Below are 23,771 nucleotides of genomic sequence, written 5' to 3' on the forward strand. Positions count from 1 at the left end.
CTTCATGTGGTGCGCCACCAGGGACTCGAACCCCGGACCTGCTGATTAAGAGTCAGCCGCTCTGACCAACTGAGCTAGCGGCGCGGAAGAAATACTACATGACATTCCGGATGGTCCGTCCCCGGCCCGTGACCGACCGGGCCCGGGGCGGACCGCCGTGCGGCTCCGTCAGCCCCGGGGCTTCGTCAGGAGCAGCTCGGTGTTGTGGTCGACGGGGGAGCCGAGCTTCTTGTCGGGTGTGGCGTAGGGGTCGTTGTAGGACAGCTCGCGGTAGAGGGCCGCGAGGCCGGCCTCGGAGGTGTCGGAGAAGTCGGTCGCGTACGGGGCCGCCGATTCCACCAGCGTGGTGAAGAGGGACAGCGTGCCGTCGCCGTTGTCCGCGATCTCGATGATCCGCGCGTGCTGCGGGAAGTCGATGTGCGACGCGGTGTTGATCTCCCAGAAGGCGCGCTCGGGCACGGTGTGGCCGTGGGCCGTGACGCGGTTCTCGTGGGTGTGGCCGTTGACCCAGGCGACGACGTTGGGATACCGCTGGAGCAGCGCGACGAGGGCGGCGCCGTCGTGCCGTCCTTCGAAGGGGTGATGCGGGTCGGGCAGCAGGTTGCCCATGCTCGTGCTGGTGTGGTGGCTGAAGAGGACGACCAGCTGGCCCCCGGGCCCGCCCTTGACGACGCGGCCGTCGGCGTCGTACCAGTGGCCGCTGTGGGCCTGGAGCACGGACTCCAGCCACTTCAGCTGCGCGGTGCCCACCGAACCGTCGGCGAATCCGGCCGGGTTGGTGGTGTCCAGGCTGATGCCCAGCACGCCTTCCGAGACGGGGAAGGTGTAGTAGAGCTTCCCGCTGTCGGCGGCCGAGGCGGTGAAGCCGTGGCCCACGGGGCCGGGGCCGGTGTGCTTCGGGTCGAGGTGGGCCGCGGCGAACTCCTTCGGCGTGAACGGGGCGCGCCGGCCGTCGGGGGTGATGTGGCGCACCGGGCCCGAGTTCTTCAGCAGGTGCGCGAGCCGGAGCACGGCCTGGGCGGGGTCGTTGCGCAGCGCGTCCGCCAGCTTCGCGGCCTCCGCCTGGTCGCAGCCCTCCAGCTTGCGGTCGCCGGTGTAGAGGGAATGGAGGAGGCCGAGGTCGGGCAGCGTGCCCTCGACGCTGTCGTCGTGATTGCCGACGGTGGAGTACCACGGGGTGCGCAGCCCCGGTGCGGTGAAGGAGCTGCCCGCGGCGGAGAGGAAGCGGGGTATCTCGGGGAAGCCCCGGCTCTTGTAGGAGTCCCGGAAGGAGGACTCCGGGTGCCAGAAGGCCGCGTTGCCCGAGTTCTGCACGCCCTCGTAGCGCGCCGGGTCACCGCTGTTCGGGGTGATCCGGCCGCCGCTCATGACGGAGAGGTACCAGTCGAGCTCGATCAGCTCGTGGTTGTCGGTGTTGTCGCCGGTCGCCATGACCAGGGAGAAGGGCTGTCCCGTCCAGGGGCCGCCGGCCAGGGAGTTCACCCGCTCCACGAGCGAGGAGGCGCCGCGTACGGTCAGCACCTCCTGCGGGCGGTGCGCGCTGTCGTTGTGCGGGGCGAGGAACTCGAAGCGTACGGGCGACTCCGTGTCGGCCAGGTGCAGGTCGGTGAACTGCACGAAGGACGCGAGCGCCGTACGCCTGCCGTCCCGTGCCGACGAGGCGGGCGCGAGCTCGGTGCGTACGACCAGGGGCCAGCCGGGGCCGGAGCGCAGACGCTTGTACGGGCCGCTGCCCGTCGGCATGGCCACCTGCTCCAGCGTGGTGCCGCCGATCCGGACCGCGCGGGCGGCGGAGGCGGCCACCGCCCGGTCGCGCACCGCCGCGGACGCGAAGGGCCCGTCGGCCAGGGCGAGCGCGGCTCCGGCCGCCGCGGCCGAGGCACCGGTGAGGAACTGACGTCTGCTGTATGCGGGCATGCCGCGTGCTCCTGACTCCGTGGGGGACAGCCCTCGGCGCCGGACCACCGTCCCGTGGGGCCCGACGCCTTACTTACTGGCTGGTAATCGTCACTCGCCAGCATGCTGATCGGCAGGGGCCATTCCGTGAACGAACGGAGAAGGGTTGGTGAGGAGGAGTTGTGCATCACCGGCAGACGGGCGGGCGCGGGCCGTCAGGGGTCCGCGCCCGCCCGGGAGTTCAGCCGCGGCGGCGCGGGGCGGCCACCGTGTCGACGCGCTCGCCGCGGGCCACCTTGGTGAGGGCCTCGGCGACCACCTCGGTCTCCTCGTCGGTGAGATAGGCGGAGAAGTGGCGCCGGATGCCGCGCATGTACGCGGGCGCGGTCGCCCGCAGCGCCTCCAGGCCCTCCTCCGTGATGACGGCCCAGACCACGCGTTTGTCCGCGCCGTCGGCGTCCTTGCGGACGAGTCCCACCCGGACCATCTCGTCGACCAGGCGGCTGACGCGGGTGCGGCTGAGCACCACGCGCTCGGCGACCTCCTGCATACGTAGTCCGTGCTCGCCCGCGGCCTTGAGTTCCAGCAGCACGTCGTACCACGTCAGGGGGACGCGGCCCTCGCGCTGCACGTCGCTCTCGATCGCGCGGACGGCTGTGTTGTGGGCGAGCAGCAGTGCTCGCCATGCCTCGATGCCCACATCCCCTTTGCTCACGGGGAAAGTATATCGGCCCTTGTGTGCGTCCGCACGCACTTGGTAGTGTGTGTGCGGACGCACGGAAAACTCGAACCTCGAAGGGATGGCGACATGGTCCGCAACATCGGACGTGACGACGTCAAGAAGAAGATCGACAGCGGTGCGGTGACGGTCATCGAGGCGCTCCCCGCCTCGTACTACGAGGAGGCGCACCTGCCCGGCGCGCTCAACCTGCCGCACGACGCGGTCGACAAGCTCGCCCCCGAGCTGCTGCCCGACAAGCAGGCCGAGATCATCGTCTACTGCGCCAACGAGCCCTGCGGCAACTCCGGCATCGCCGCGAAGCGCCTGACCGAGCTCGGCTACGCGAACGTCTACGAATACGGCGAGGGCAAGCAGGACTGGATCGACGCCGGTCTCCCGACCGAGACCGGACCCTCCAAGTAGGACCGCCTGAAAGGAAGGCGACACCCCATGAGCACCTCCGCTTCCCCCACCCGCCAGGTGAACGGCGTCGAACTGCCGTCCGCCGGCACGTGGAAGGTCGACCCCGGCCACGCCGAAGTCGGCTTCCTGGGACGCCACTTCATGCTGACCAAGGTGCGCGGCCGCTTCACCGGAGTCGAGGCGTCCGTCGAGATCGGCGAGCGGCCCGAGGAGAGCCGGGTCACCGCCGTCATCGACATGGCCAGCGTCGACAGCGGCGACCGCACCCGCGACGACCACCTGCGCTCGGGCGACTTCTTCGACGTGGAGAAGCACCCCAAGGCCACCTTCGCCTCGACGTCGGTGACCTGGCAGGGCGGCAAGGGCACGATGGCCGGGGACCTGACCATCAAGGGAGTGACGCGCTCCGTCACCCTGGACGTGGACTACCTCGGCTACGCCCGGGACCCGTGGAACAACGACCGTGCGATCTTCTCGGCGCACGGCAAGGTCAACCGCGAGGACTGGGGCCTGACCTGGAACATGGCCCTGGAGGCCGGCGGCATCCTCGTCTCCAAGGAGATCGAGCTGACGCTGGAGATCGAGACGATCCGCGAGGCCTGACCACCCGCGGACGACACACCGCACCGCCCCGCACGCCGTGGCCCTCCCGGGCACCGCGTGCGGGGCGCTGTGCCGTACCCGCCGGCGTTCGCGGCTGTCCGGGCGGGCCGTTCCGCTTGCGCGCGGTCCGGAACGGATCTCTCCCAATTCCCCGCTGTCCAACGGCATATGAATGGATCTTGATTTATTTCCGACAAGTAAATCAGGGCTATGGGAACGCTTGCCCGCGGTGTTGCGGGTATGGCATAGTCCTGCGCGTCGGACTGCGGTCCGTTACGGGGGAGAAGGAACATGGCGAGTAAATCCGACCGTGTTCGCGTGAAGATGCCGACCGACGCTGGAGACAGCTCGTGACGGGGGCATCGGCGAGCGGCCGAAAAGATCACTTCAATGAGGACCACCTCATTCCGGGCGACGCCCGGACGACCGGCGGGCACAGACTGGCCCGGTCCGGGCACGCGTAGCCGTCGGCGCGCCACAAGGAAATCCGATCCGGTTCACCGGCCCGGCGCGTCCGAGTGGCCCCACGCCTCGAAGCGGCACCACATCAACTGAATTGCGCCCCACGCCGCAGAACAATGCGCGGCCGCGCAATTTCTTCCACGCTCCGGCTCGCCGGTGCGCCGGCAACGCGCCGCGCACGGCACGCGGGGCGTTCCCAGGGCTGATCCCGGCGACCGGGCCGAGCGTCTTCGGCGGCGTGGCCGGGCGAGCGGAGCAGCGCCAACGGACCGCGCCGGACCCGGCCGGCCCGAGACCCGACCGTGTGCACGGGAGGAACGAACCATGAACCACAGCGGCACCCGCACCAGTTCAGCCGAGATCCTCGCCGACGGGGCTCTCGTCGACCTCACCCAGCACGAGATCCAGGCGCTGCGGACCGAGTTCAACCTCGCCGACGCCCACACGCACCAGCGGCAGTCGGCCAGCCAGCAGCGCATCGTCGCCCGGCTGCCGGAGCTGTGGTACGAGGCGGAGGAGGGCCTCCAGGAGACCTACGAACGCCGCTTCACCGACACGTTCTTCCGCCTGCACCGGCAGCCGACCGCGCGGGCGCGGCAGAAGACCATGCTCTCCTACGCCGCGTCCATATCGACCATGGTCGTGGGCATGTACCTCAAGCGCCGGCGGATGGCGGTCTCGCTGATCGAGCCGTGCTTCGACAATCTCTACGACGTGCTGGCCAATATGGGCGTCCCGCTCTACCCGGTGGACGAATCGGCCTTCGCCGACCCCGACCGGATCTACACCGAGCTCAAGCGCCGGGTGCGCACCGACGCGCTGTTCCTGGTCGACCCGAACAACCCCACCGGCTTCAGCCTGCTGAAACACGGCCGGAAGGGATTCGAGGAAGTCGTCCGGTTCTGCAAGGACCACGGAAAGCTGCTGGTGATTGATTTCTGCTTCGCCTCCTTCACGCTTTTCGACCCGGACGTCGCCCGCTTCGACATGTACGAGCTCCTGGAGAATTCAGGCGTCAGCTACATGGCGATCGAGGACACCGGAAAGACCTGGCCGGTGCAGGATGCGAAATGCGCGATGCTCACCGTCAGCGACGATATCCATGAGGCGGTATACAACCTGCACACCAGCGTGCTGCTCAATGTCTCGCCCTTCGTGCTGAACATGCTCGCCGAGTACATCGAGGACTCCATCGAGGACGACCTCTCCTCGGTCCGTGACGTCCTCACCCGCAACCGCGAGACCGCCCGCAAGGCGCTGGACGGGACGATCCTGGAGTACCAGGAGCCCGTGGTCAACGTGAGCGTCGCCTGGTTCAGGATCGACCACCCCGAACTGACCGCCACCGGGCTCCAGCGCGAGCTCACCTCCGACGGGCTCTATCTGCTGCCCGGCCGCTACTTCTACTGGAGCGAACCCGGCAAGGGCGAGCGGTATCTGCGGATCGCGCTCGCCCGTGACCCGCAGATGTTCTCCGCCGCGATGACCCGCCTCGCCGCCGCGCTGGAACGCCATGCCCGGTGAGCCGCGCACCGGCCGCCCGCACGGGGAGGCGGCCGGTCAGGGGCACCACGAGCACCCCGTGCGCGCGACGTACGTGGACGCCGCGCTGTTCCTCGGCATGAACAGCGCGGACGAGGCGACGCGGATCGCCTGCAAGTCCTTCTTCGCCACCCGGCTCCACGGCCGGGTCGTGATGAGCTGGGAACAGGTGGGCCGCTGCGACGACCTGGTGTGGCGCTTCCCGCGCGATCTCCAGGACGCCTACTACCCCTTCATGGACCACCTGCACACCGACATGCGCATCGACCGCCTCGGCTACACCCGCGAGGACATCGAGGCGGGCCTGGGCTCGGACGGCACCGCCGGACTGCCCGTGCACGAGCGGCTGCTGGCCGGCATGGTCCTGCGCCGTGACGGGGTCCTCTGCACGGTCAGCCCGGGCCTGCGCGCCTGCCGGGCCCTGACCGTCCACCCGCCCGAGGCGGGACCGGAAGTCCCCTTCCCCGAGGGCCTGGAGAAGCTCTACCGTGCTTCGCTCGCCCTGCGGATCCCGCACGGACTCCTGTGGGGGGAGGACGGATGTTCCACGGAGTGACGGTCCCCCTGGTGACCCCGCTGTCCGCCCGGGACGAGGTGCCCCGGGCGGACGTCGCCGCCCTCGTCGCCTCGGTGCGGCCCCACGCCACCGCCCTGCTCCCGGCCCTCAGCACCGGCGAGGGCCGGTCCCTGACGGATCGTCAATGGCAGGACATGGTCACCCACACACTGTCCTGCGCCGACGGGCTGCCGGTGCTCGCCGGGATCCAGCGGCCCGGCACGGCGGAGGTGACCGCGCGGGCCCGCCTCGCCGCCCGCCTCGGCGCCACCGCCGTCGTCACCACCACGCCGTACGGGCCGGACGTCACCCAGCGGGAGATGTGCGACCACTACGCCGCCGTGGCACGGGCCGGGCTGCCCGTCGTCGTCTACCACGAGTCCGAGGTCTCCCGTAACACCATCGAGCACGACACCCTGCTGAGGATCTGCGCCCTGCCGGGCGTGGCCGCCGTCAAGGACTCCGCCGGCGACCCGGCGGCCACCCGCGCCCTGCTCGCCGCACGCCCCGGAGTGCCGGTCCTCCAAGGCCTGGAGCACCTCGTGGGCGACTGCGAGGAGGTGGACGGCTGGGTCATGGCCCTCGCCAACGTCGAACCCGCCCTGTGCGCAACGGCGTTCGGGGCGCGCCCGGTGTACGACGCGGCCGTGCGCGAGGCCTGCGAGCGGTACGGTCTGGACCGGCCCGACTGGTACCGCTCCCTCAAGACCGAACTCCACCGCCGCCAGGTGCTCGGCACCGACCGCACCGCGGCACCGGAAGGGAGCCGCACATGAAACCCCGGCCGACGGACAGCGACCTCAAGCGGCTGTTCGTCCACAACCGCTCCCTGCCCGGCGTACGGACCCTCGCCGAGATCGAGCGGATCGAACGCGACTGGGTGGTGGCCCGCGTGGCCCACCTGGAGGAGACGACACCACCGCTCGCCTCCCGCGCCGACTGGGTCGCGGCGCTGGAGGACCTGCTGGCCAAGGAGAGCGAGGGCACACCGGCCGGGCGCTACCTCGCCGAGGAGGCGACCCTCGCCCAAATGACCTCGGTCGTCGCGGAGTTCGCCCCGGACGGCCTCACCGAGGCACAGAACTTCTTCCCCGCCGTGCCCCGTCTGCCGCTGCGCGCGCAGATGGCCGTGATGCGGGTGCTCATCGACGAGTTCGGCTGCGGCAATCTCCAGCAGGCCCACTCCCAGCTCTATGTGAACCTCCTCGCGGAACTCGGCCTCCCGCTCGAACTTGACGCCTATCTGGACCGCACCAGCGACGAGACCTACGCCTTCCTCGACGTCTTCTACTGGCTCACCCAGCGCGCCCCGCGCATGGAGTACTTCCTCGGCGGCCTCGCCTATCTGGAGGCCAGCATCCCCTCCGCCTTCACCGTCCAGGCCCGCGCCTGCGAACGGCTAGGCATCGCCAACGGGCGGTACTACACCGAGCACCTGCACATCGACACCTTCCACCGCAAGGAGATGCAGGTCGCCATCCGGGAGTACGAGGCCGCCCACGGCCTCGACCCCACCCGGCTGTGGGTCGGCGCGCTGCTCGTCTCCGAACTCATCGGCACCGCCTTCGAGGCGGCCGTCGAACGGGCCCGGGAGGCGGCGTGACCGACCAGGGACCCGTCGTCGAGCCGCTGCCGGGGGAGTGGGTGCGCGTCACCGTCGAGGGGCGGGCGTACGAGATCGCGGCGGCCTGCCCGCACCGCAAGGGCCGGCTCGCCCACGGCTACGTCAGCGCCCACACCCTGCGCATCACCTGCCCCCTGCACCGCTCGACCTTCGACCTCGTCACCGGCCGTCAGGTCTCGGGCCCCTGCGCGGGACCGCTCCCGGTCCGTCCCGCCGGGCACGACGCCGCGGACGCCACCTCGGACATCTCTTCGGTCACCCCTTCGGACACCGCCCCGGCAGAAACGCGAGGAGAGCGACAGTGACCGCCACCACCGAAGGACCGGCGCCGTACACCGCGGAACAGGTCTGGCTGCCCGCCTCCGAACGGCTCACCGACTGGGACTTCTCCTTCCACGACCTGATGCTCGGCGACGACCTGCGGATGGAGGCCTTCCGCGCCGCCGTCCTGGAGGCCGTACGCCCCGGCGCCACCGTCCTCGACCTGGGCACCGGCACCGGCATCCTCGCCCAGTGGGCCCTGGAGGCGGGCGCCCGCAGGGTCTACGGCGTCGAGCTCAACGCCGAGGTGCTGCGCGCCGCCCGCGACCGGGTGGCGGCCGCCGGGCACGGCGACCGCTTCCGGCCCGTCCACGGCCTCTCCTTCGACGTGGAGCTGCCCGAGCGGGTCGACGTCGTCATCTCGGAGATCATGGGCAACCTCGCCGACAACGAGGGCTTCGGCGCGATCCTCGCCGACGCGCGCCGCCGCTTCCTCGTGCCCGGCGGGACGATGCTCCCGCGGCGGGTCGAGAGCTACCTCGTCCCGGTGACGGCCGCCCGCGCCCACGCCCAGGTGCGGGCGGGGCTGCCGCAGGACGGCGGCGGGGCCGGCCACTTCGCCGAGCTGCTCCGCAGCCGGGGTGCCCGCGGCCCCTTCGACCTCTACTACGACGTGGTCCTGCCGCTGGACGGCCACCTCGCCGCGCCCCGGATCGTGCGCGTCTACGACCTGGAGCAGGGCGAGCCGTCCGCGTCGTACCAGGTGCCGCTCGTCTTCACCGTGCACCGGGACGGCGTGCTGAGCGGCTTCAAGGGCTACTTCGTGGCCACCCTGTCCGACACCGTGGCCCTGGACATCTCCGGTGACGGGATCGCCGAGCGCACGGCCTCCGACAGCTGGAAGCACTGCTATCTGCCGATCGAGGACCAGGTCACGGTGCGGCGCGGCGACCGGGTCGTCCTCACCTTCACCCGGAACGGCGGCGCCTGCGACGACGGCCCGTTCCAGCAGAGTTACCGCTGGGAGGGCCGGGTCCTCTCCGACGGCAAAGAGATAACGCGGTTCGCGCACAGCACCGCCGCCTGACGGGCCCCACCCCGTCCCACTCCCACCCCGCACTCTCCACCTCACCCACCAAGCGCAAGCGCGCACGTACGACATCACGGGGGAGCACAACTGATGGCAACACCCACACGCACGTACGACGTCGTCGCCCTGCACGTCCCCATCGCCTACAACGAGTTCGGGGACTACGACGCGAACGGCGCCCTTTACACCCTCGCCGAGGACGCCGAGGAGCTGCGGGCGGTCGCCGCCACCTGGCCCTCGCCGTTCCCGGACTACCTCAAGGAGCCCGACCGGGTCCCGAAGCCGAACCCGCTGGCCCGCCCGCTCGTGCTGCGGGTGCGCCGCGGCGAAAGACTGCGTGTGCGCCTGAGCAACGAGCTGGACCGCCCCACCGGCATCACCATGCAGGGCGTGCAGTACGACGCCCGCACCCAGGACGGGCTGGCCGTCGGGAGCAACCCCGACACCGGCGTCCCGCCCGGCGGCACCCGCGTCTACGAGTGGGTGTGCGAGCACGAAGGGGTCTTCCACTTCGGTGACATGGCCGACCCGCGCGGCGAGGGCGGCCAGAGCCACGGCATGATCGGCGCGCTCGTGGTGGAGTCGGAGGACGCCACCTGGACCGACCCGGAGACCGGCAGCGACCTCGCCTCCGGGCTCTACGCGGACGTGCACCTGCCCGACCGCAGCTTCCGCGAGTTCGTCATCTTCATGATGGAGTACCCCAGCAACGACAACCCCGCCGACCTCTCCACCGTGATGCCCCCCATGGGCGGCATGGGCGGCATGGGCGGCACGGGAGGCATGGGCGGCACGGCGTCCATGGCCTCCACGGCCGCCATGGACGCAGCCGGCCCCATGTCCCACCCGTCGGTGGCCGCGAGGGCGCACCGGGCCGGCCCGGACACCCTCGGCGACCTCACCCCGCCCAACAACGCCATGCTCCCGGTCAACCTCCGCATCGAGCCCATGGAATGGCGGATGTACCGCTACCAGCAGATGCTGGACAGCGGGCAGCTCGACCCGGTGCGCGACGCCCAGACGGGCGAGGAGATGCACCACAGCTCATGGATGTTCGGCGACCCCGCCACCCCGGTGCTGCGCGGCTATCAGGGCGACCCCGCGGTGATCCGGCTCGTCCACGGCGGCATGCGCGACACCCACGTCTTCCACACCCACCTCCACCAGTGGCACACCGACCCGGGCGACCCGGCGTCCCCGATCGTGGACTCCGTGAGCATCAGCCCCCAGGAGGGCCTCACCCTGGACCTCATCGGCGGCCTCGGCTCCGCGCAGGCCGCCGTCGGCGACGCGATCTGGCACTGCCACATGTACGTCCACTTCCACATGGGCATGTGGGGCCTCTTCCGGATGTTCGACACGCTCCAGGACGGCACCGGCACCTACCCCGACGGCACCCCGATCACGGCCCTCACCCCGCTCCCGCACCGCGCCCCGCCGCCGCTGCCCACGCCCGAGAGGCCCGGCTTCCCGAACTTCATGCGGGAAGCCGCCGCCTACCCGCAGAAGTCGCCCCGGCCGCCGCGCACCCCGCACCAGCCGCTGGGCATGGGCCGCGAGCCCACCCCGCTGGAGGCCGCGGCCTTCTGCCAGGACCCGCAGCCCGGCGAGGCGTTCACCAAGATCGGCCCACCGGACGCGCCCGTGCGCCGCTACCACCTGGTCGCCGCCAGCGGCACCGTCTACTACCACGGCGACCCCACCGCCGAACACGCCGTCACCTGGCACGACCACCGCGGCCACTTCTTCGTCCTCGCCGAGGAGCTGGAGGAGGCGGGCGGTCTCGAGGAATTCCGGCGGCAGCTCGAAGCGGGCGAACGCACCATCGAGCCGCTGGTCATCCGGGCCCGCAAGGGCGAGATCCTTGAATTCACCCTCACCAACGCCCTGCCCACCGGCCCCCAGAAGGAGAGCGCCTTCGACCCCGCGCTGCCCTTCCAGCCCGAGTGCGGGCTCCACACCCACCTCGTCAAATACGACCCGCTGATCTCCGACGGCTCCAGCATCGGCTGGAACTACATCTCCGGCACCACCACCGTGGACCAGGGCGCGGAGGACTTCGGCCGCTACAACTCCTGGACCTACCGCTGGTGGGTCAACGAGGAGTTCGGCACCGTCTTCTTCCACGACCACCTGCTCGCCAACTACCGCCAGCGGCACGGCCTCTTCGGTGCGATGATCGCCGAGGCGGAGGACGCCGAGTGGTACGAGCCCGCCCACCCCACGACACCGCTGCGCCGCGGCACCCAGGCCGTGATCAAGCGCCCCGAGGGCCAGTTCCGCGAATTCGTGCTGGCCGTGGCGGACTTCGTCCCCCTCGTGGAGCACATGCAGATGGACGGCGCGATGCCCGGCGGCCACGGCGGCGGCCCCATCAACCCGCCCCCGACCCCCGGCGGCCCCGACGACCAGGGCGTGATGGCCGTCAACTACCGCTGCGAACCCCTCTCGGAGCGCGGCGGCGACCCCGCCGACTGGTTCGCCAGCGGCGTCCACGGCGACCCGGGCACCCCCCTGCTGCACGCCTACCCCGGTGAGCAGATCCGGCTGCACGTCCTCCAGGGCTCGCACGACCTCCAGCACAGCTTCACCACCAACGGGCTGCGCTGGCGCCAGTGGCGCGGCCGCCCCGACACCCCCTGGCGCGACCAGCTGACCCTGGGCATCTCCAACGTCGGCGACCTCGACCTCGACCCCCGCCAGGGGCCGGGCGACCACCTCTGGTCGTTCGGCGCCACCGACGACCTGTGGCTGGGCTGCTGGGGACTGCTGCGCCTGCACGGCAGCCCCCAGGACGGCCTGCCCGCCCTGCTCCCGGGCTCCCCGGTCCTCGGCCACCTGCCGCCCAAGCAGCGCGTCCGCCGCTTCACCGTCCGCGCCAAGGCCCGCGACATCCTCTACAGCGACAAGCGCGTCGACCCGTACGGGCTCGTCTACGAAGTCGACGGCGTCCGGCAGGAAGGCCCGCTGGTGCTGCGCTGCCGGGAGGGCGAATGGGTCGAGGTGACCCTCGTCAACGAACTGGACGGGCCCCCGCCCGCGAGCGCCTTCGACCCACCGCTCCTGGCCAAGGACGACCCCGGCTCCCGCGTGATCTCCGGCCGGGTCTCCCTGCACCCGACCCGCCTGCGCTACGACGTCCAGACCGACGACGGCGCCCACGCCGGACACAACGAGGACAGCACCGTCAAGCCCGGCGGCTCGCGCACCTACCACTGGTACGCCGCCGAGCCCGGCGTCGCCCTGCTCCGCGACCAGGCCGACGTGGTCTCCCACATGCGCCGCGGCCTGGTGGGAGCCCTCGTCGTGGAGGCCGCCGACGCCACCCCCTACGACCCGGACTCCGGCGCGGAGTGCTGGACCGGCGAACAGGCGGTCGTCCGCAGGCTCAACGCGGAGCCGGTGCACGAACTGGTGCTCATCAGCCAGGACGGGCTGCGGCTCTTCCACGACGGCGACCTCACCCAGCCCGTCGCCGACCTGTTCTCCGACAGCAGGGACGACGACGGCCAGAAGGCGTACAACTACCGCACCGCCGCCCTGCACCCGCTCCACCCGGTGCTGGCGGACCCCGCCCCGCCCACCCCGCTGCTCCGGTGCCGGGCCGGCGACCAGGTGGCCATCCACCTCGCCGTCGGCGGGGCCCGCAGCCGCAACCAGTGCTTCACCGTGCACGGCCAGGTGTGGGACGGCTCCGGGACCGGCCGCGGCCCGTACGTCTCGACCATCGGCGCCCTCGCCGCGGGCAGCACCCGCACCGTCCGCTTCCGCGCCAACTACCCCGGCGACTACGCCTACCGCACCGGCAACCTGCACTGGGGCGTCTGCGAGGGCTGGTGGGGGCTGCTGCGCGTGACGGAAACACCGTGACGGCGCGCCGGACGCCGTGACAAGGTGCCTGGAGCGGGCCCGGCTCGCGGCCGGGCCCGCTCCAGGCACTCCCCGTGAGGAGAGATGTGAAGCACACACCCGACACCGCGGCCGGCGGAGATCCCCGGCTGCCGGACAGCCCGGACACCGTCGTCGTCTTCACCGACCTGAACTGCTCCTTCGCGCACGTCGCCGTGCACCGCCTGCACACGGCGCGGCGCCGGCTGGGGCTGGAGGGCCGGATCTGGTTCGACCTGCGGGCCTTCCCGCTGGAGTTGTTCAACGAGGAGGTCAACGCCCGCCCCGGCGTGGACTCCGAGATCTCCGTGCTCGGCGCGCTGGAGCCGGACGCCGGCTGGCGGCTGTGGCAGGGCCCGGACTGGACCTACCCCGTCACCACGCTGCCCGCGCTGGAGGCGGTCGAGGCCGCCAAGGCCCAGGGGTGGCGGGCCAGCGAGCAACTCGACCTGGCCCTGCGGCGCGCCTTCTGGGCGGAGGGCCGGTGCATCTCCATGCGGCACGTCATCCTCGACACGGCACGCGCCACCGGGGCGGTGGACGCGGACGCGCTCGCCGACGCGCTCGACACCGGGACGGCACGGCGGGCGGTGATCGAGCAGTACCGCGCCGCGTGCGACGGCAGGGTGCGGTGCAGCCCGCACGTCTTCCTGCACGACGGCACGGAGTCGGCGAACCCCGGGGTCACCGCGCGCTGGATCAACGGGGACTTCGGCATCGGCTCACCGGTGATCGACGAGGACCGGCCCGCGGTGTACGAGGAGCTGCTGACGCACGCGGCCAAACTGGCGACGGCCTGACGGCGCGGGCGGGCAGGGGCGGCCCCCTCGCCCGCCCGCCGCCTCAGACCCGCGCGGCCGCCGTCCGCAGCACCTGGCGGTGGTCGCGGGTGCGCAGGTGGAAGGCCGCCGTGCCCAGCAGCCACGCCCCCGCGAACCACAGCGGCCCCAGGAGCAGTTGCCCCCACGGCACCGAGTGTGTGAAGCCCGCCGCCACGCTCACCTGCGTCGGCCCGTACTCCGGCAGCAGGTTCACACCGTCCTTGCTCGCCGCGGGGTTGCTGATCGGGTTCTGGAGCATGGTGTCCAGCAGGCTGACCATGATGATGACGAACATGCCCGCCAGCTCGCTCCGCAGGAACGCGCCCAGCAGGATGCCGATCCCGCCGTAGGCGACGGCCGCGGTGAACAGCCCGATCGCCAGCAGGTCGGGCTGCACCGGGTCCCAGTAGTAACAGACCACCGCCGTGGCGTAGCCCGCGATCAGGCCCGCCGCCAGCGTCATCGCGACGACCTTGGCGATCAGCAGATGGAACCGGGGATAGCCCGCGAGCACCAGGCGGGTGTCGAAGGCCAAGGACTTGAACGTCGTCATGAACATCATGAACCCGACGATCAGCGTGACCGTGTTGACCGCCCCCGACACCATCGTCAGATGCCCGCCGTTGACCGCCAGCCGCGCCCCGGTCGCGCGCAGGAGGAACGTCGCGGGATCGGAGGTGACGAACCAGTGCTCCAGCGTCAGCCACAGCGGGATGTAGAACACGACCAGGACGAGCGCGAAGCGGTTGCGCGCGTGCTCCAGCAGGGCGAAGCCGACGGCCGTCGCGAGCCGCGACCGGGCCCGGCTCACCGCACGGCCCCGGAACCCGCCGACGTGCCGCGGCCGGGCTCCCAGCGGGCCGCGACCCCGTCGCGCAGCCGGTGCAGTTCGTCCAGCCGCTCGGTGTCCCAGGCCAGGTGGGAGACGACGAGGACGCACCGCCCCCGGTCGCGCAGCCGGGCGGCGAGGTCCCAGAACCGCAGGTAGGTCTCCCAGTCGAAGCCCTGGTAGGGCTCGTCCAGCAGCAGCACCTGCGGGTCGTGCATCAGGGCCAGCGTCAGATTGAGCTTCTGCCGGGTGCCGCCGCTCAGGGCGTCGACCCGGGTGTGGCGGTACTCGGTGAAGTGGAGCTCCTCCAGGAGCTCCTCCGCGCGGTCCACGTTGTCCAGGTCGTACGCGGAGCGGAAGTAGCGCACGTGCTGCTCGACGGTGAGGAAGTCGTTCAGCACCGTCTCCTGGGGGCAGTAGCCCAGCGCCCCCAGGTGTTCCACCGTCCCGGAGTCGGCGGGGAGCTGCCCGCACAGGATGCGCAGCAGCGTCGTCTTGCCCGCGCCGTTCTCCCCGACCAGCCCGGCGAGGGTGCCGGGGGCGAGGGCGAGCGAGACGCCCCGCAGCACCTCGTGGGATCCGTACGCCTTGTGTACGTCGCGCACGCTCAGGGCGGGCGGTGGTGCCGGCATCGCGCTCCCTCGGCCTTGGACCCCCCAGTCCTCAACTGTCCTCAACGAACCGCGGGGGAATCCGTTGCGCCCGGCACGCACCGAGCCCCGGTCAGCGGCTGATCTTCGGGGCGGCCCGCATGCCCACGTACACGCACCCCGTGCCGTCGGCCAGCGTCGAGAAGACGACCGGCATCCAGTCCTCGCTGAAGGAGGGGCCCGCGCCCGTCCCGGCGAACACCGTCTCGGACACCGGCACCAGGTCGATGTCGAGCGGCGGGGAGAAGTCCTTCATGCCGTCCACGAACTCGTAGACCATGTGCGGCGCGCCGTCGCGCTCGGAGACGGTGATGACCACGCCCTCGCGGCGGTACGTGCCGAGGAGCGGCGCCATGTCGACCACGGGCGGCCGCTCCGCTGGGGCGAGGGAGTCCGGCATCCGCACCCCGGCCAGTTCGGCGAGGAGTTCGCGCAGCAGCGAGGCATAGAGCTTGCGGGCGGCCCCGCCGTTGGTCAGCAGCGCGACGGCCACGCCCGCCTCCGGCACCACCCGCAGATAGGCGTACTGCCCTATCGACGCCCCGTCGTGGCCGAAGCCCGCGATCCCGTCCCAGTCGTACAGCGTCCAGCCCAGCCCCCAGCCGTCCGCGCTGACCGTCCACTTGTCGGGGACATCGACCTCGCGGCGCTGCATCGCCGCCACCGTGCCGGGGGAGAGCAGGCGCGTGCCGTCCTGGGCCGTGCCGCCGTCGAGGTGCATCGCGGCCAGCCGTACGACGTCGGCGGCGGAGGCGATGACCCGGCCGTACGGGCCGGCCGAGCGCGGCATCATGTCCCACGCGGGCGCCGGCTCCGGGTCCTGGCCCGGCTCGCCCAGGTGTCCCATCGCCGCCCGGAAGGCCAGCGCCTCCTCGGGCAGCGTCATCGTCCGCGTGAGCCCGAGCGGGCCGAGCAGCCGCTGCTTGAGAGCTTCGTCCCAGGTCAGACCGGTGAGCACCTCGACGATGCGGCCGAGCACGTTGTAACCGACGCTGCTGTACGAGACGGCGGTGCCGGGCGGGCAGTCCAGCGCCACGCCCCGGGCGGCCTCCACGTAACGGGCGAGGCAGTCGTCGCCGCGCCCGGTGTCGTGGGTGAAGTCGCAGGTGAGGCCACCGGTGTGGGAGAGCAACTGCCGGGTGGTGATGGCCCGGGTGGCCCGGGGATCGGCCACGGCGAACTCCGGCAGCACGTCCACCACCGGGGCGTCCAGATCGAGCGCGCCGTCCTCGGCGAGCTGCATCACCAGCGTGGCGGTGTAGACCTTGGCTATCGACCCGAGCTGGAAGACGGAGTCGGTGGTCGCCTCCACACCCGTCCCCCGGTGCAGCACGCCACTGGCGAACTCGTGGACGTCCCCTCCGACGAGCACGGCCAGCGTCGCCCCGGGCACGCGGTGCGCTGCGCGCAGCTCGTCGAACCGTGCCTGCCAGTGGGCGAGATCGAAGGTCATGGCGTGCTCTCTCCTCTTGTTGCGGGTGCGTCTCGTTGCGAACACTGTACGCATGACCGAACAGTGTTCGCAAGGGTCGAACGGTGTGCGGATGGGGGGCCTTTTCTCCGGAGCCGCGATGGCGGGACGGTCCGCGGACCCCGTCCGCGCGCCTCTGGTGGGACAACGCGGACGGGTGCCGCAGCAAGGTGAAGGCACAACCTCCCTATGGGAGCCAGGTGTTGGAAGGATCGTCCAGCCACGGGATTTGGCCGTCCGCTGTGACGGTGAGGCCGAACCTCTCGAATCCGGGCCTGTCGCGGTCGACCCACCAGTGGTAGGCGTCCTCCACTTCATCCCACAGGCGCCGGGGTCCGGACTGGTGGACCGTGGCCTCTTTCCGGTCGTCGCGGAAGTCCACGACTGCCCATGACTTGTCTGTCAGGCCGTAGAACCAGACCGGGCGTCGGCCGTCCTTCTTGCGGTCGGCCAGATGCACGACGTCGGGCACGCGAAGGCCCATGGCGAAGCCGACCACGTCGAAACTCTCGATGCTGGAGAACCCGTCCTCGCCGATCCTGGTGGTGGACCTGTCGGCGGCCTCCATCGCCCCCGCCGGCACGTACTCGCCGTGCCGGGGCCAGCCGCGACGCTGCGACCGCATGCGCATGAACGCGACCGGACGCGTGAAGGGACCCGAGGCGCTCCGGCCGTCCCCGGCGACCACCAGCAGGGCCGTTGCCTCGCTCGGGCCGTAGTACGTCCCCCAGGGGGCGAGGATCACGCCGCCCGGGGTCGTCTGCTCCAGCCAGGCGTAAGGGATGGTCCGCAGGCCGCAGGTGGCGATGACCCGGTCGTAGGGGGCCCGGTCGGCGAACCCGTGGAACCCGTCGCCGTGCACCACCTCCACCGGCAGACCGAACCTCTCCAGCGCCTCCCGCCCGGCCGACGCGACGTCGCCGTCCACCTCCACAGTGACCACGTTGGAAGCGCCGAGCCGATGGGCGAGAAGTGCGGAGTTCCACCCCGTCCCGGTGCCGATCTCCAGCACCCGCTGTCCATCGTGGACGTCCAGGTCCGCGAGCATGGAGAAGACGACGCTGGGCATCGACGACGACGAGCTGAACGAGGTACCGGGGTCCGTGCCCTCGTGTGCTCCGTCGTCCCACTGGGTCACGATCGGGTTGTTGGAGTCCGCGTGCCCTTGCCAAGCCTCGGGATCGCGGGTCCGGTCGACCACGACATCGCGGCCGGTCTCCATGTCGTGTGGCCACATGAGATCGGGCAGGAACGCCGCCCGAGGCACGGCCTCGAAAGCCGGCGTCCAGTCCGGAGTCATGGACCCGGACTCGAGGAGGAAGCGGCCCAGCTCTTCACGAGAAGGCCGCTTCTCCTGCTCAACGGAGTGCGTGGTCACTTGCCGTGCTTCCCGCCCTCGTCGGGCCGATCGCCGTCGGGGGTGGGCTCCTGGGTCGGCGTCCAGGGCCGGCCGGGGTGACCGTCGCCTTCCTCCGGGGGCTTTCCGTGCCCGCCGCGCTGTGCGAACTGGCCGAGGAAATTCACTGAACACTCCTCCTGTTGGCTGTATGGGTGGTTCGGGCGCCCGAAGGGCGCTCGCTTGACTATCGAATCGAACGAGAGGTTCATCTACCGGACCAAGGTGGCTCGCCAGAAGCGGTGAATGATCTCCCGGTAGGCGGTGTGGGACGGGTGGCGGCCGACGTGCTGGAACGCCCAGTTCCGGACCGTTTCGAAGTCCTCGTTCGCCTCGGACGACGATCTGCATGTCGTGCACTGCAACTCGTGGACGATCGCCGGAGCTTCCGGTGCGGTCTCCGGGCTGATCATCCAGTCCGCGTAGCGGATCACGGCGTGTGCACTCACTTTCCCCACCTGCTCCCCGAGTTGGCTGCCCGGACCTTCGCGGTCAGCTTCTCGGCTTCCGTCGCGGGACGTACGTCGTCCGGTTCGGCTTCCCATTCGCGGCCGCCGGACGCCGGGCGGAGCTGTAGCCGTGGCCCTTCGTGGCCCATCACTTCCCCGATCGCACCCCGGCGCGTGTCCACGACGAACGAGCCCACCTCAGGCGTCATAGGGGCCGTACCTCCTCAGACGGGGTGCAGCACGCGCAGGGGGCCTGCCGGCCCGCCTCGCGGGCGCGAAGGTCGATGCCGTGGGCTGTCACCCATACCCGCACGGGCCCGTTGCCGCTGTCCGTCGGCCAGTCAGGAAGGCTCGGGGACCGATGCTCTGCGGGCTGCGGGTCGGGAGGTACGTGAGCGGGATGGCCGGGGGCGTCGGGGGCGAGCAACGCCCTCATCCGTTCGAGGCAACGAACGATAAGCTTGACCACTGTCGACCTGCTTCCTTCAGGTTGGTCACGCCCCGGGACCGGTCGCACGGTCGCCGGGGTCTGTCGTTCCCGCGTCGCCGATTGGGCATGGCGCATCGCCAAGATCACCTCGGTGTGACGCATCTGTCACATCGGGCGACCGGGGAAGTCGGGATGCACCCGCTGACCAGTCGCATGCAAGGTGTGAGAATGCATGGCATGCATGTGCGAACTACGCTTGCAAGCATGGGCAGTTGCCGGTCAGAATCGCCGTGCCTCCTGTGCAAATGAAAGGGTGGTAGGCATGCCTACGAAGCGTCAGATGCCAACCGTTCGTCTCCGACGTCTGGCTGCCGAGCTGCGACGGTTGCGCACCGGCGTGGAGCTGACCAGGGAGGATGTCTCAGCGCATACGGGCATCAACACGGCGACCCTCTATCGGATCGAGACGGCGCGCGTTCGGCCGCAGCGGCGAACCTTGATCGCCTTGCTCAATCTGTACGAAGTGCCCGAACCTCAACGTGGCGAGATCCTGGCACTGTCACAAGGGGCCAGCACGCAAGGGTGGCTTCGGCCGTATCACAGTGAACTGCCCGAGGAATACACTGCGTACATCAGCTTCGAGGCTGAGGCGCGTGCGGTGCGCAACTATGAATCTCTTTTTATTCCGGGTCTGTTGCAGACCGAAGATTACGCGCGCGCCGTGATCAAGGGTGTGTTGCCGATGGCGAGTACCCGAGAAGTGGAGCAACGGGTCCAGGCGCGAGTGGAACGGCAAGCCGTGCTTGCCAAGGGTGACCCGTTGCATATGTGGGCGATCATGGATGAGGCGGCTCTACGGCGTGTCGTCGGCGGCCCGGACGTCATGCACGAGCAGATGCGGCACTTGGCGACGGTGGCTACGGACCCGCACATGACGCTTCAAGTCATTGCGTTCGGCGCCGGAGCCCACGCGGGCATGCCGGGTTCGTTCGTGCTGATGAGCTTCCCTGAAGTGGAAGACCCTGAGATCATCTACATCGACAGCATGGCTGGCGACCTCTTCCTCGAAGCCGAAGCGGATGTGCGCCGGTATGGGGCGATCTTCGACAACCTGCGCGCAGTGGCCCTGAGCCCTGATGACACGTCGAGCTTGATTGCCTCGCTGGCCAAGGAGCTGCAGTGAGAGAAGAGGTAACACCGATGAGCCGGACCGAATTCTCCAAGGCTATATGGCGAAAGAGCTCCTACAGCAGCGGAAATGGGCAGTGCGTCGAGATCGCGGTGCTGCGTGAGGTGGTGGCGACGCGTGACAGCAAGAATTCTCACGGCCCCGCACTCGTCCTGGGTGTCGACGCATGGTCGGCGTTTGTCTCCGGAGTTAAGGCAGGAGATTTCTTGGCCGTCGACCAGCCCGATCGCTACCAGCTCCAGTGACCATCCGTGGGGTGGGCAATCCCGACAAGCTCGGCCGCATCGGGCCGGTCGCCGACGCGTGGGTCGTCGACCGTGAGATGAAGCAGGCTCGTCGGCGGTCGAGTTGATCTTGAGTAGTGAACCCAGGTCGGGTTGTTCACCGGGAGGTGGCGTCAGCGGCCGCAGGGCAGCCAGTTGACTGTGCGGCGAAGGGGAAATCGCCTACTGAGGCAGGGGCTCATCCACCTCCTGGCCGGCCGGGGGCATCGCGGCGGACCGCGCGGACCGTGGCTTCGGGAGCGGCAAACCCGGGGCGCACCCCTAGTCGCGAAGCAAAAGCACCACGCACGCCGCCACCGCGGCCAGGACGATCGCCGCGACGCCGTACGAGAGGCGGTGGTGGCGCAGTACCGGGAGGTAGTGGTCCACCGCGTGGCGGCCGGGGCCGGTGAGGGCCAGGGCGGCTGCTGTGACGGCGATCAGGAGGGTGTACTCCACGCCCTTCGGCGCGAAGAAGCCGCCGTCCCACGTCACGTCGAGCGCGTTGATCATCGTGCCGAGGAGCGCGGCCGCCGCGAGTGGGGTGAGCAGGCCGAGGAAGATCCCCGCACCGCCCAGGCCCTCGCTGAGGCCCGCGATGACGGCCATCGTCCTGCCGGCCGGATAGCCGAGCTCGGTGAACGACTTCCCCGTGCCGCTGATTCCCCCGCCGCCGAACCAGCCGAAGAGCTTCTGCGAGCCGTGCGACATCATGATCAGGCCGAGCATGAGGCGCAGCAGCAGGATCCCCGCGGAGAACGCGGTCGCGGACGTGCCGAGCGCCGGCTCGGCGGATGGGTTTCTGCCGCGGAAAGCCATGGTGGTGCCTGCTTTCTCGGGGTGTCCGGTGGTCGGTGTCCCGTCCGCCCCCGGCCCCTCCCGGGGCCCTTCCCCCAGTGTCTCCCCGCACGGCTCACGGAGCGCGCCGGGCATCGAACAGGTATGCGACACGCCGCAACTTCACCATGGAACGTCCATGAAAAATCCAAGGTTTCGGCGCCAGGTAAAGCATTCGGCATCAAGGGACAAACGCTCTTGTTCTGCACATGATCGCCCGATGGGATCGCGGCAGCCGCTCCTCGCGGCTCCGCCCCCACAGAGGGAGACTCCATGCACATAGCCCGCCCCCGGCTGCGCGTCCTCGCTGTCGCCGCCGGTACCGCCGCTCTGGCCGCGGCGGCTCTTCCGCAGGCCGGCGCGACGGCCGAGGCCGCCGTCCCGCACACCAAGGTGATCCCGGCCGTCGCCGGTCACCAGCTGGTCCACGGCCAGGCGAGCCCGGTCCCGACCACGGAGTGCCAGGCCAAGTGGAAGATCGCCTGCTACAACCCGCTGCAGTACCGCAAGGCGTACAACCTCGACCCGCTGTACAAGGCGGGCGTCACGGGCAAGGGCCGCACGATCGTGATCGTGGACTCCTTCGGCTCACCGACGATCCAGCACGACCTGGACGTCTACAGCAAGCAGTTCGGGATGGCCAGCACCCCGGTGAAGGTCGTCAAGTGGGGTAACGTCCCCGCCTGGGACCCGAAGAACACGGACATGACCGGCTGGGCCGGCGAGACCACCCTCGACGTCGAGATGGCACACGCCGTCGCGCCGGACGCGAAGATCGTGCTCGTCGAGACGGCCGTCGCCGAGACCGAGGGCACAACCGGCCTGCCGGAGATGATGGACGCCGAGAAGTTCATGATCGACCACGGTGTCGGCGACGTCATCACCCAGAGCTTCGGCGCCACGGAGAACACCTTCCCCGGCTTCGACAAGGGCGACTTCTCCAGCATCAAGAACCTGCGGTACGCCTTCAAGGCGGCCCAGAGAAAGAACGTGACCGTCCTCGCCTCCTCCGGTGACGGCGGCGCCACCGACAACACCGCGGACGGCAAGGGCTACTACAAGGAGCGCGTCAACTCCTGGCCCTCCTCCGACCCGCTGGTCACCTCGGTCGGCGGCACCCAGCTGCACCTGAACGACAAGGGCGAGCGCACCGCCCCCGAGAGCGTCTACAACGACAACGGCGCGGGCGGCGGCGGCCAGTCGCACGTCTTCGGCCGCCCGGACTTCCAGGACGGCGTCGCCGACGTCGTCGGTGACCGCCGCGGCACCCCGGACATCTCCATGGCCGCCGCGGTCAACGGCGGTGCCTGGGTGTACTCCAGCTACGACCCCGCCGCCACCGGCTGGGACGTCTCCGGCGGCACCAGCGAGGCCAGCCCGCTGTTCTCCGGCATCGTCGCCCTCGCCGACCAGGCAGCCGGGCACCGGCTGGGGAACATCCACGACGCGCTGTACACGCTCTACGACCGGGCCGCGGACGGCCGGCCGGGCACGGGCATCGTCGACGTGAACGACGGTACGGACAATAGCTACCAGGGTGTTGTCGGCTACAAGGCGGTCGATGGGTTCGACATGGCGACGGGCGTCGGCACGGTTGACGCGGCGCGCTTCGTCCCGGCGCTGGCCCGGGTCGGGCGGCACGGCTAGTGCTTTGACCGCATAGGCTGGCCGGTTTGGTCAGTCTGCCGCGGCGAGAGGGCGTCCGCCCCGGCGGAGGCGCTTCTCGCTGCGGATGCGGGCGTGTTCGCGTCGTTGGGCGGCGAGCCCGTCGGCCTGACGGGCCGGCCGGGCGCTGGGCGGTCTGTCAGCCCAGGTCCGCCTGGAGGGCTTGCAGTTCGCTCTCCTGCTGCGCCGGCGACATTGGCGGGTTCGGGTGGTCGATGCCGAAGGTCTTGAGCACCTTGTCCATCTGGGCGTCGATGGAGGTCCAGCCGGTCTGGTCCAGCGGCTGCAGCGAGGCCTGGTCGGCATCCCACAGGTCACGCAGCGACTGGGCGGCCGCGTGGGCCCCGGCCGCGTCCCCCGAGCGTGCGTCCTTGAGCGAGGTGGATGCGAGGGTCCGCAGCGCGCCGACCTTCGCGGGTGGGAAGTTCTTCACCGCCTGGCCCGGAGGCAGCTGGACGGTGGAGGTGGTGTCGGTCTCCGGCGCCGGGCCGACGTGCGGCTGGGCGTGGGCCCAGACCAGCAGGCCCGCGGTGGCGACGGCCAGCAGTCCGAAGCCGGCGAGCGAGATGCGCTCCTTGCGCGGGTTGCTGGTGACCTGTGCGGCGTGGGTCGCCTCGTGGGTCTCGGTCACATCCGCGCGCGTCACCGTCAGGTAGACCACCGTCGCCAGGATCAGGCCGAGGAAGATCAGGCTGGTGGTGAACG

The 23,771-nt window shown here is 70.5% G+C and carries 23 protein-coding genes, 1 tRNA gene and 2 pseudogenes; 14 read left to right on the forward strand and 12 right to left on the reverse strand.

The genetic code is table 11. The annotated features are described in order from the left end of the window. Positions 1–7: 7 nt before the first annotated feature. From AB0435_RS07275 to AB0435_RS07285, 3 genes are all read right to left on the reverse strand, one after another. Positions 8–84, reverse strand: a tRNA-Lys gene (locus AB0435_RS07275). Between the two features lie 84 nt (positions 85–168). Beyond that, positions 169–1,917: a TIGR03767 family metallophosphoesterase gene (locus AB0435_RS07280; RefSeq protein WP_366006733.1), complete on the reverse strand. Its 1,749-nt coding sequence runs from the start codon at positions 1,915–1,917 to the stop codon at positions 169–171. Positions 1,918–2,137: 220 nt separating this feature from the next. Continuing rightward, positions 2,138–2,611 carry a MarR family transcriptional regulator gene (locus AB0435_RS07285; protein ID WP_366006732.1) on the reverse strand — a complete coding sequence of 158 codons (474 nt, stop codon included), beginning with the start codon at positions 2,609–2,611 and terminating at the stop codon, positions 2,138–2,140. Between the two features lie 93 nt (positions 2,612–2,704). Here AB0435_RS07285 and AB0435_RS07290 point away from each other — a divergent pair, with 93 nt between their 5' ends. From AB0435_RS07290 to AB0435_RS07335, 10 genes are all read left to right on the forward strand, one after another. Beyond that, positions 2,705–3,040 carry a rhodanese-like domain-containing protein gene (locus tag AB0435_RS07290; protein WP_366006730.1) on the forward strand — a complete coding sequence of 112 codons (336 nt, stop codon included), beginning with the start codon at positions 2,705–2,707 and terminating at the stop codon, positions 3,038–3,040. 27 nt (positions 3,041–3,067) lie between these two features. Further along, a complete protein-coding gene (locus AB0435_RS07295; protein WP_366426408.1) occupies positions 3,068–3,643 on the forward strand; it encodes a YceI family protein in 576 nt (191 codons plus the stop codon). A gap of 786 nt (positions 3,644–4,429) precedes the next feature. Further along, positions 4,430–5,629 carry a pyridoxal phosphate-dependent aminotransferase gene (locus AB0435_RS07300; RefSeq protein WP_366426409.1) on the forward strand — a complete coding sequence of 400 codons (1,200 nt, stop codon included), beginning with the start codon at positions 4,430–4,432 and terminating at the stop codon, positions 5,627–5,629. Next, positions 5,619–6,203: a DUF6190 family protein gene (locus AB0435_RS07305; RefSeq protein ID WP_366006727.1), complete on the forward strand. Its 585-nt coding sequence runs from the start codon at positions 5,619–5,621 to the stop codon at positions 6,201–6,203. The genes AB0435_RS07300 and AB0435_RS07305 overlap by 11 nt, the downstream gene beginning before the upstream one ends. Beyond that, positions 6,188–6,979, forward strand: a complete 792-nt coding sequence (locus AB0435_RS07310) for a dihydrodipicolinate synthase family protein (RefSeq protein WP_366006726.1) — start codon at positions 6,188–6,190, stop codon at positions 6,977–6,979. The genes AB0435_RS07305 and AB0435_RS07310 overlap by 16 nt, the downstream gene beginning before the upstream one ends. Next, entirely contained in the window at positions 6,976–7,806 is an 831-nt protein-coding gene (locus AB0435_RS07315) for an iron-containing redox enzyme family protein (RefSeq protein WP_366426410.1), read from the forward strand. Before AB0435_RS07310 ends, AB0435_RS07315 begins: the two co-directional genes overlap by 4 nt. Then, entirely contained in the window at positions 7,803–8,132 is a 330-nt protein-coding gene (locus AB0435_RS07320; RefSeq protein ID WP_366006724.1) for a Rieske 2Fe-2S domain-containing protein, read from the forward strand. Before AB0435_RS07315 ends, AB0435_RS07320 begins: the two co-directional genes overlap by 4 nt. After that, the gene (locus AB0435_RS07325) at positions 8,129–9,175 is read left to right on the forward strand and encodes a methyltransferase domain-containing protein (protein ID WP_366006723.1); all 1,047 of its coding nucleotides are present in this window, start codon (positions 8,129–8,131) and stop codon (positions 9,173–9,175) included. Before AB0435_RS07320 ends, AB0435_RS07325 begins: the two co-directional genes overlap by 4 nt. Before the next feature lie 93 nt (positions 9,176–9,268). Next, on the forward strand, positions 9,269–13,048 hold the full coding sequence (locus AB0435_RS07330; protein ID WP_366426411.1) for a multicopper oxidase domain-containing protein: 3,780 nt from the start codon (positions 9,269–9,271) through the stop codon (positions 13,046–13,048). A gap of 86 nt (positions 13,049–13,134) precedes the next feature. Next, the gene (locus AB0435_RS07335; protein ID WP_366426412.1) at positions 13,135–13,866 is read left to right on the forward strand and encodes a DsbA family protein; all 732 of its coding nucleotides are present in this window, start codon (positions 13,135–13,137) and stop codon (positions 13,864–13,866) included. Between the two features lie 43 nt (positions 13,867–13,909). Here AB0435_RS07335 and AB0435_RS07340 read toward each other — a convergent pair whose 3' ends face one another. The 7 genes from AB0435_RS07340 to AB0435_RS07370 all read right to left on the reverse strand — a co-directional run bounded on the left by AB0435_RS07340 (position 13,910) and on the right by AB0435_RS07370 (position 18,891). After that, positions 13,910–14,698 carry an ABC transporter permease gene (locus AB0435_RS07340; RefSeq protein ID WP_366426413.1) on the reverse strand — a complete coding sequence of 263 codons (789 nt, stop codon included), beginning with the start codon at positions 14,696–14,698 and terminating at the stop codon, positions 13,910–13,912. Then, positions 14,695–15,348 (reverse strand): ABC transporter ATP-binding protein, encoded by a 654-nt coding sequence (locus AB0435_RS07345; protein ID WP_366008517.1) that lies wholly within the window; start codon positions 15,346–15,348, stop codon positions 14,695–14,697. The genes AB0435_RS07340 and AB0435_RS07345 overlap by 4 nt, the downstream gene beginning before the upstream one ends. Positions 15,349–15,439: 91 nt before the next feature. Continuing rightward, positions 15,440–16,819, reverse strand: coding sequence for a serine hydrolase domain-containing protein (locus AB0435_RS07350; protein WP_366426414.1), 1,380 nt, complete (start codon positions 16,817–16,819; stop codon positions 15,440–15,442). Between the two features lie 205 nt (positions 16,820–17,024). Next, a complete protein-coding gene (locus AB0435_RS07355) occupies positions 17,025–18,137 on the reverse strand; it encodes a methyltransferase domain-containing protein (protein ID WP_366426423.1) in 1,113 nt (370 codons plus the stop codon). Positions 18,138–18,211: 74 nt separating this feature from the next. Further along, a complete protein-coding gene (locus AB0435_RS07360) occupies positions 18,212–18,361 on the reverse strand; it encodes a hypothetical protein (protein WP_366426415.1) in 150 nt (49 codons plus the stop codon). 84 nt (positions 18,362–18,445) lie between these two features. Next, a complete protein-coding gene (locus AB0435_RS07365) occupies positions 18,446–18,682 on the reverse strand; it encodes a hypothetical protein (protein ID WP_366426416.1) in 237 nt (78 codons plus the stop codon). Next, complete coding sequence (locus AB0435_RS07370; protein WP_366426417.1) at positions 18,679–18,891, reverse strand: hypothetical protein; 213 nt, start codon at positions 18,889–18,891, stop codon at positions 18,679–18,681. The genes AB0435_RS07365 and AB0435_RS07370 overlap by 4 nt, the downstream gene beginning before the upstream one ends. Before the next feature lie 543 nt (positions 18,892–19,434). Between AB0435_RS07370 and AB0435_RS07375 the strand changes: the two genes are divergently transcribed. From AB0435_RS07375 to AB0435_RS07385, 3 genes and pseudogenes are all read left to right on the forward strand, one after another. Continuing rightward, positions 19,435–20,295, forward strand: coding sequence for a helix-turn-helix transcriptional regulator (locus AB0435_RS07375; protein WP_366426418.1), 861 nt, complete (start codon positions 19,435–19,437; stop codon positions 20,293–20,295). 17 nt (positions 20,296–20,312) lie between these two features. Next, the gene (locus AB0435_RS07380; protein WP_366426419.1) at positions 20,313–20,546 is read left to right on the forward strand and encodes a DUF397 domain-containing protein; all 234 of its coding nucleotides are present in this window, start codon (positions 20,313–20,315) and stop codon (positions 20,544–20,546) included. Further along, a pseudogene (locus AB0435_RS07385) lies at positions 20,546–20,653 on the forward strand (RNA polymerase subunit sigma-24); the annotation flags it as partial. The gene AB0435_RS07380 and the pseudogene AB0435_RS07385, both read left to right, overlap by 1 nt. Positions 20,654–20,846: 193 nt before the next feature. Here AB0435_RS07385 and AB0435_RS07390 read toward each other — a convergent pair. Next, positions 20,847–21,383 (reverse strand): DoxX family membrane protein, encoded by a 537-nt coding sequence (locus AB0435_RS07390; protein WP_366426420.1) that lies wholly within the window; start codon positions 21,381–21,383, stop codon positions 20,847–20,849. 291 nt (positions 21,384–21,674) lie between these two features. On the opposite strand from AB0435_RS07390, the gene AB0435_RS07395 reads away from it, so the two are divergent. Next, a complete protein-coding gene (locus AB0435_RS07395; protein WP_366426421.1) occupies positions 21,675–23,048 on the forward strand; it encodes a S53 family peptidase in 1,374 nt (457 codons plus the stop codon). A 157-nt stretch (positions 23,049–23,205) separates the two neighbouring features. On the opposite strand, the pseudogene AB0435_RS07400 reads toward AB0435_RS07395, so the two are convergent. Continuing rightward, a pseudogene (locus tag AB0435_RS07400) lies at positions 23,206–23,771 on the reverse strand (hypothetical protein); the annotation flags it as partial.

Origin of the sequence: Streptomyces sp. NPDC051173, from assembly GCF_040689515.1 — a bacterium.
Classification (GTDB): domain Bacteria; phylum Actinomycetota; class Actinomycetes; order Streptomycetales; family Streptomycetaceae; genus Streptomyces.

Bases quoted from the DNA above. Each gene is read 5' to 3' on its own strand.
- AB0435_RS07300 (WP_366426409.1), top strand. From the start codon at position 4,430: ATGAACCACAGCGGCACCCGCACCAGTTCAGCCGAGATCCTCGCCGAC.
- AB0435_RS07280 (WP_366006733.1), bottom strand. From the start codon at position 1,917: ATGCCCGCATACAGCAGACGTCAGTTCCTCACCGGTGCCTCGGCCGCG.
- AB0435_RS07305 (WP_366006727.1), top strand. From the start codon at position 5,619: ATGCCCGGTGAGCCGCGCACCGGCCGCCCGCACGGGGAGGCGGCCGGT.
- AB0435_RS07355 (WP_366426423.1), bottom strand. From the start codon at position 18,137: ATGACTCCGGACTGGACGCCGGCTTTCGAGGCCGTGCCTCGGGCGGCG.
- AB0435_RS07330 (WP_366426411.1), top strand. From the start codon at position 9,269: ATGGCAACACCCACACGCACGTACGACGTCGTCGCCCTGCACGTCCCC.
- AB0435_RS07395 (WP_366426421.1), top strand. From the start codon at position 21,675: ATGCACATAGCCCGCCCCCGGCTGCGCGTCCTCGCTGTCGCCGCCGGT.
- AB0435_RS07345 (WP_366008517.1), bottom strand. From the start codon at position 15,348: ATGCCGGCACCACCGCCCGCCCTGAGCGTGCGCGACGTACACAAGGCG.
- AB0435_RS07370 (WP_366426417.1), bottom strand. From the start codon at position 18,891: ATGACGCCTGAGGTGGGCTCGTTCGTCGTGGACACGCGCCGGGGTGCG.
- AB0435_RS07290 (WP_366006730.1), top strand. From the start codon at position 2,705: ATGGTCCGCAACATCGGACGTGACGACGTCAAGAAGAAGATCGACAGC.
- AB0435_RS07375 (WP_366426418.1), top strand. From the start codon at position 19,435: ATGCCTACGAAGCGTCAGATGCCAACCGTTCGTCTCCGACGTCTGGCT.
- AB0435_RS07310 (WP_366006726.1), top strand. From the start codon at position 6,188: ATGTTCCACGGAGTGACGGTCCCCCTGGTGACCCCGCTGTCCGCCCGG.
- AB0435_RS07380 (WP_366426419.1), top strand. From the start codon at position 20,313: ATGAGCCGGACCGAATTCTCCAAGGCTATATGGCGAAAGAGCTCCTAC.
- AB0435_RS07315 (WP_366426410.1), top strand. From the start codon at position 6,976: ATGAAACCCCGGCCGACGGACAGCGACCTCAAGCGGCTGTTCGTCCAC.
- AB0435_RS07295 (WP_366426408.1), top strand. From the start codon at position 3,068: ATGAGCACCTCCGCTTCCCCCACCCGCCAGGTGAACGGCGTCGAACTG.
- AB0435_RS07350 (WP_366426414.1), bottom strand. From the start codon at position 16,819: ATGACCTTCGATCTCGCCCACTGGCAGGCACGGTTCGACGAGCTGCGC.
- AB0435_RS07390 (WP_366426420.1), bottom strand. From the start codon at position 21,383: ATGGCTTTCCGCGGCAGAAACCCATCCGCCGAGCCGGCGCTCGGCACG.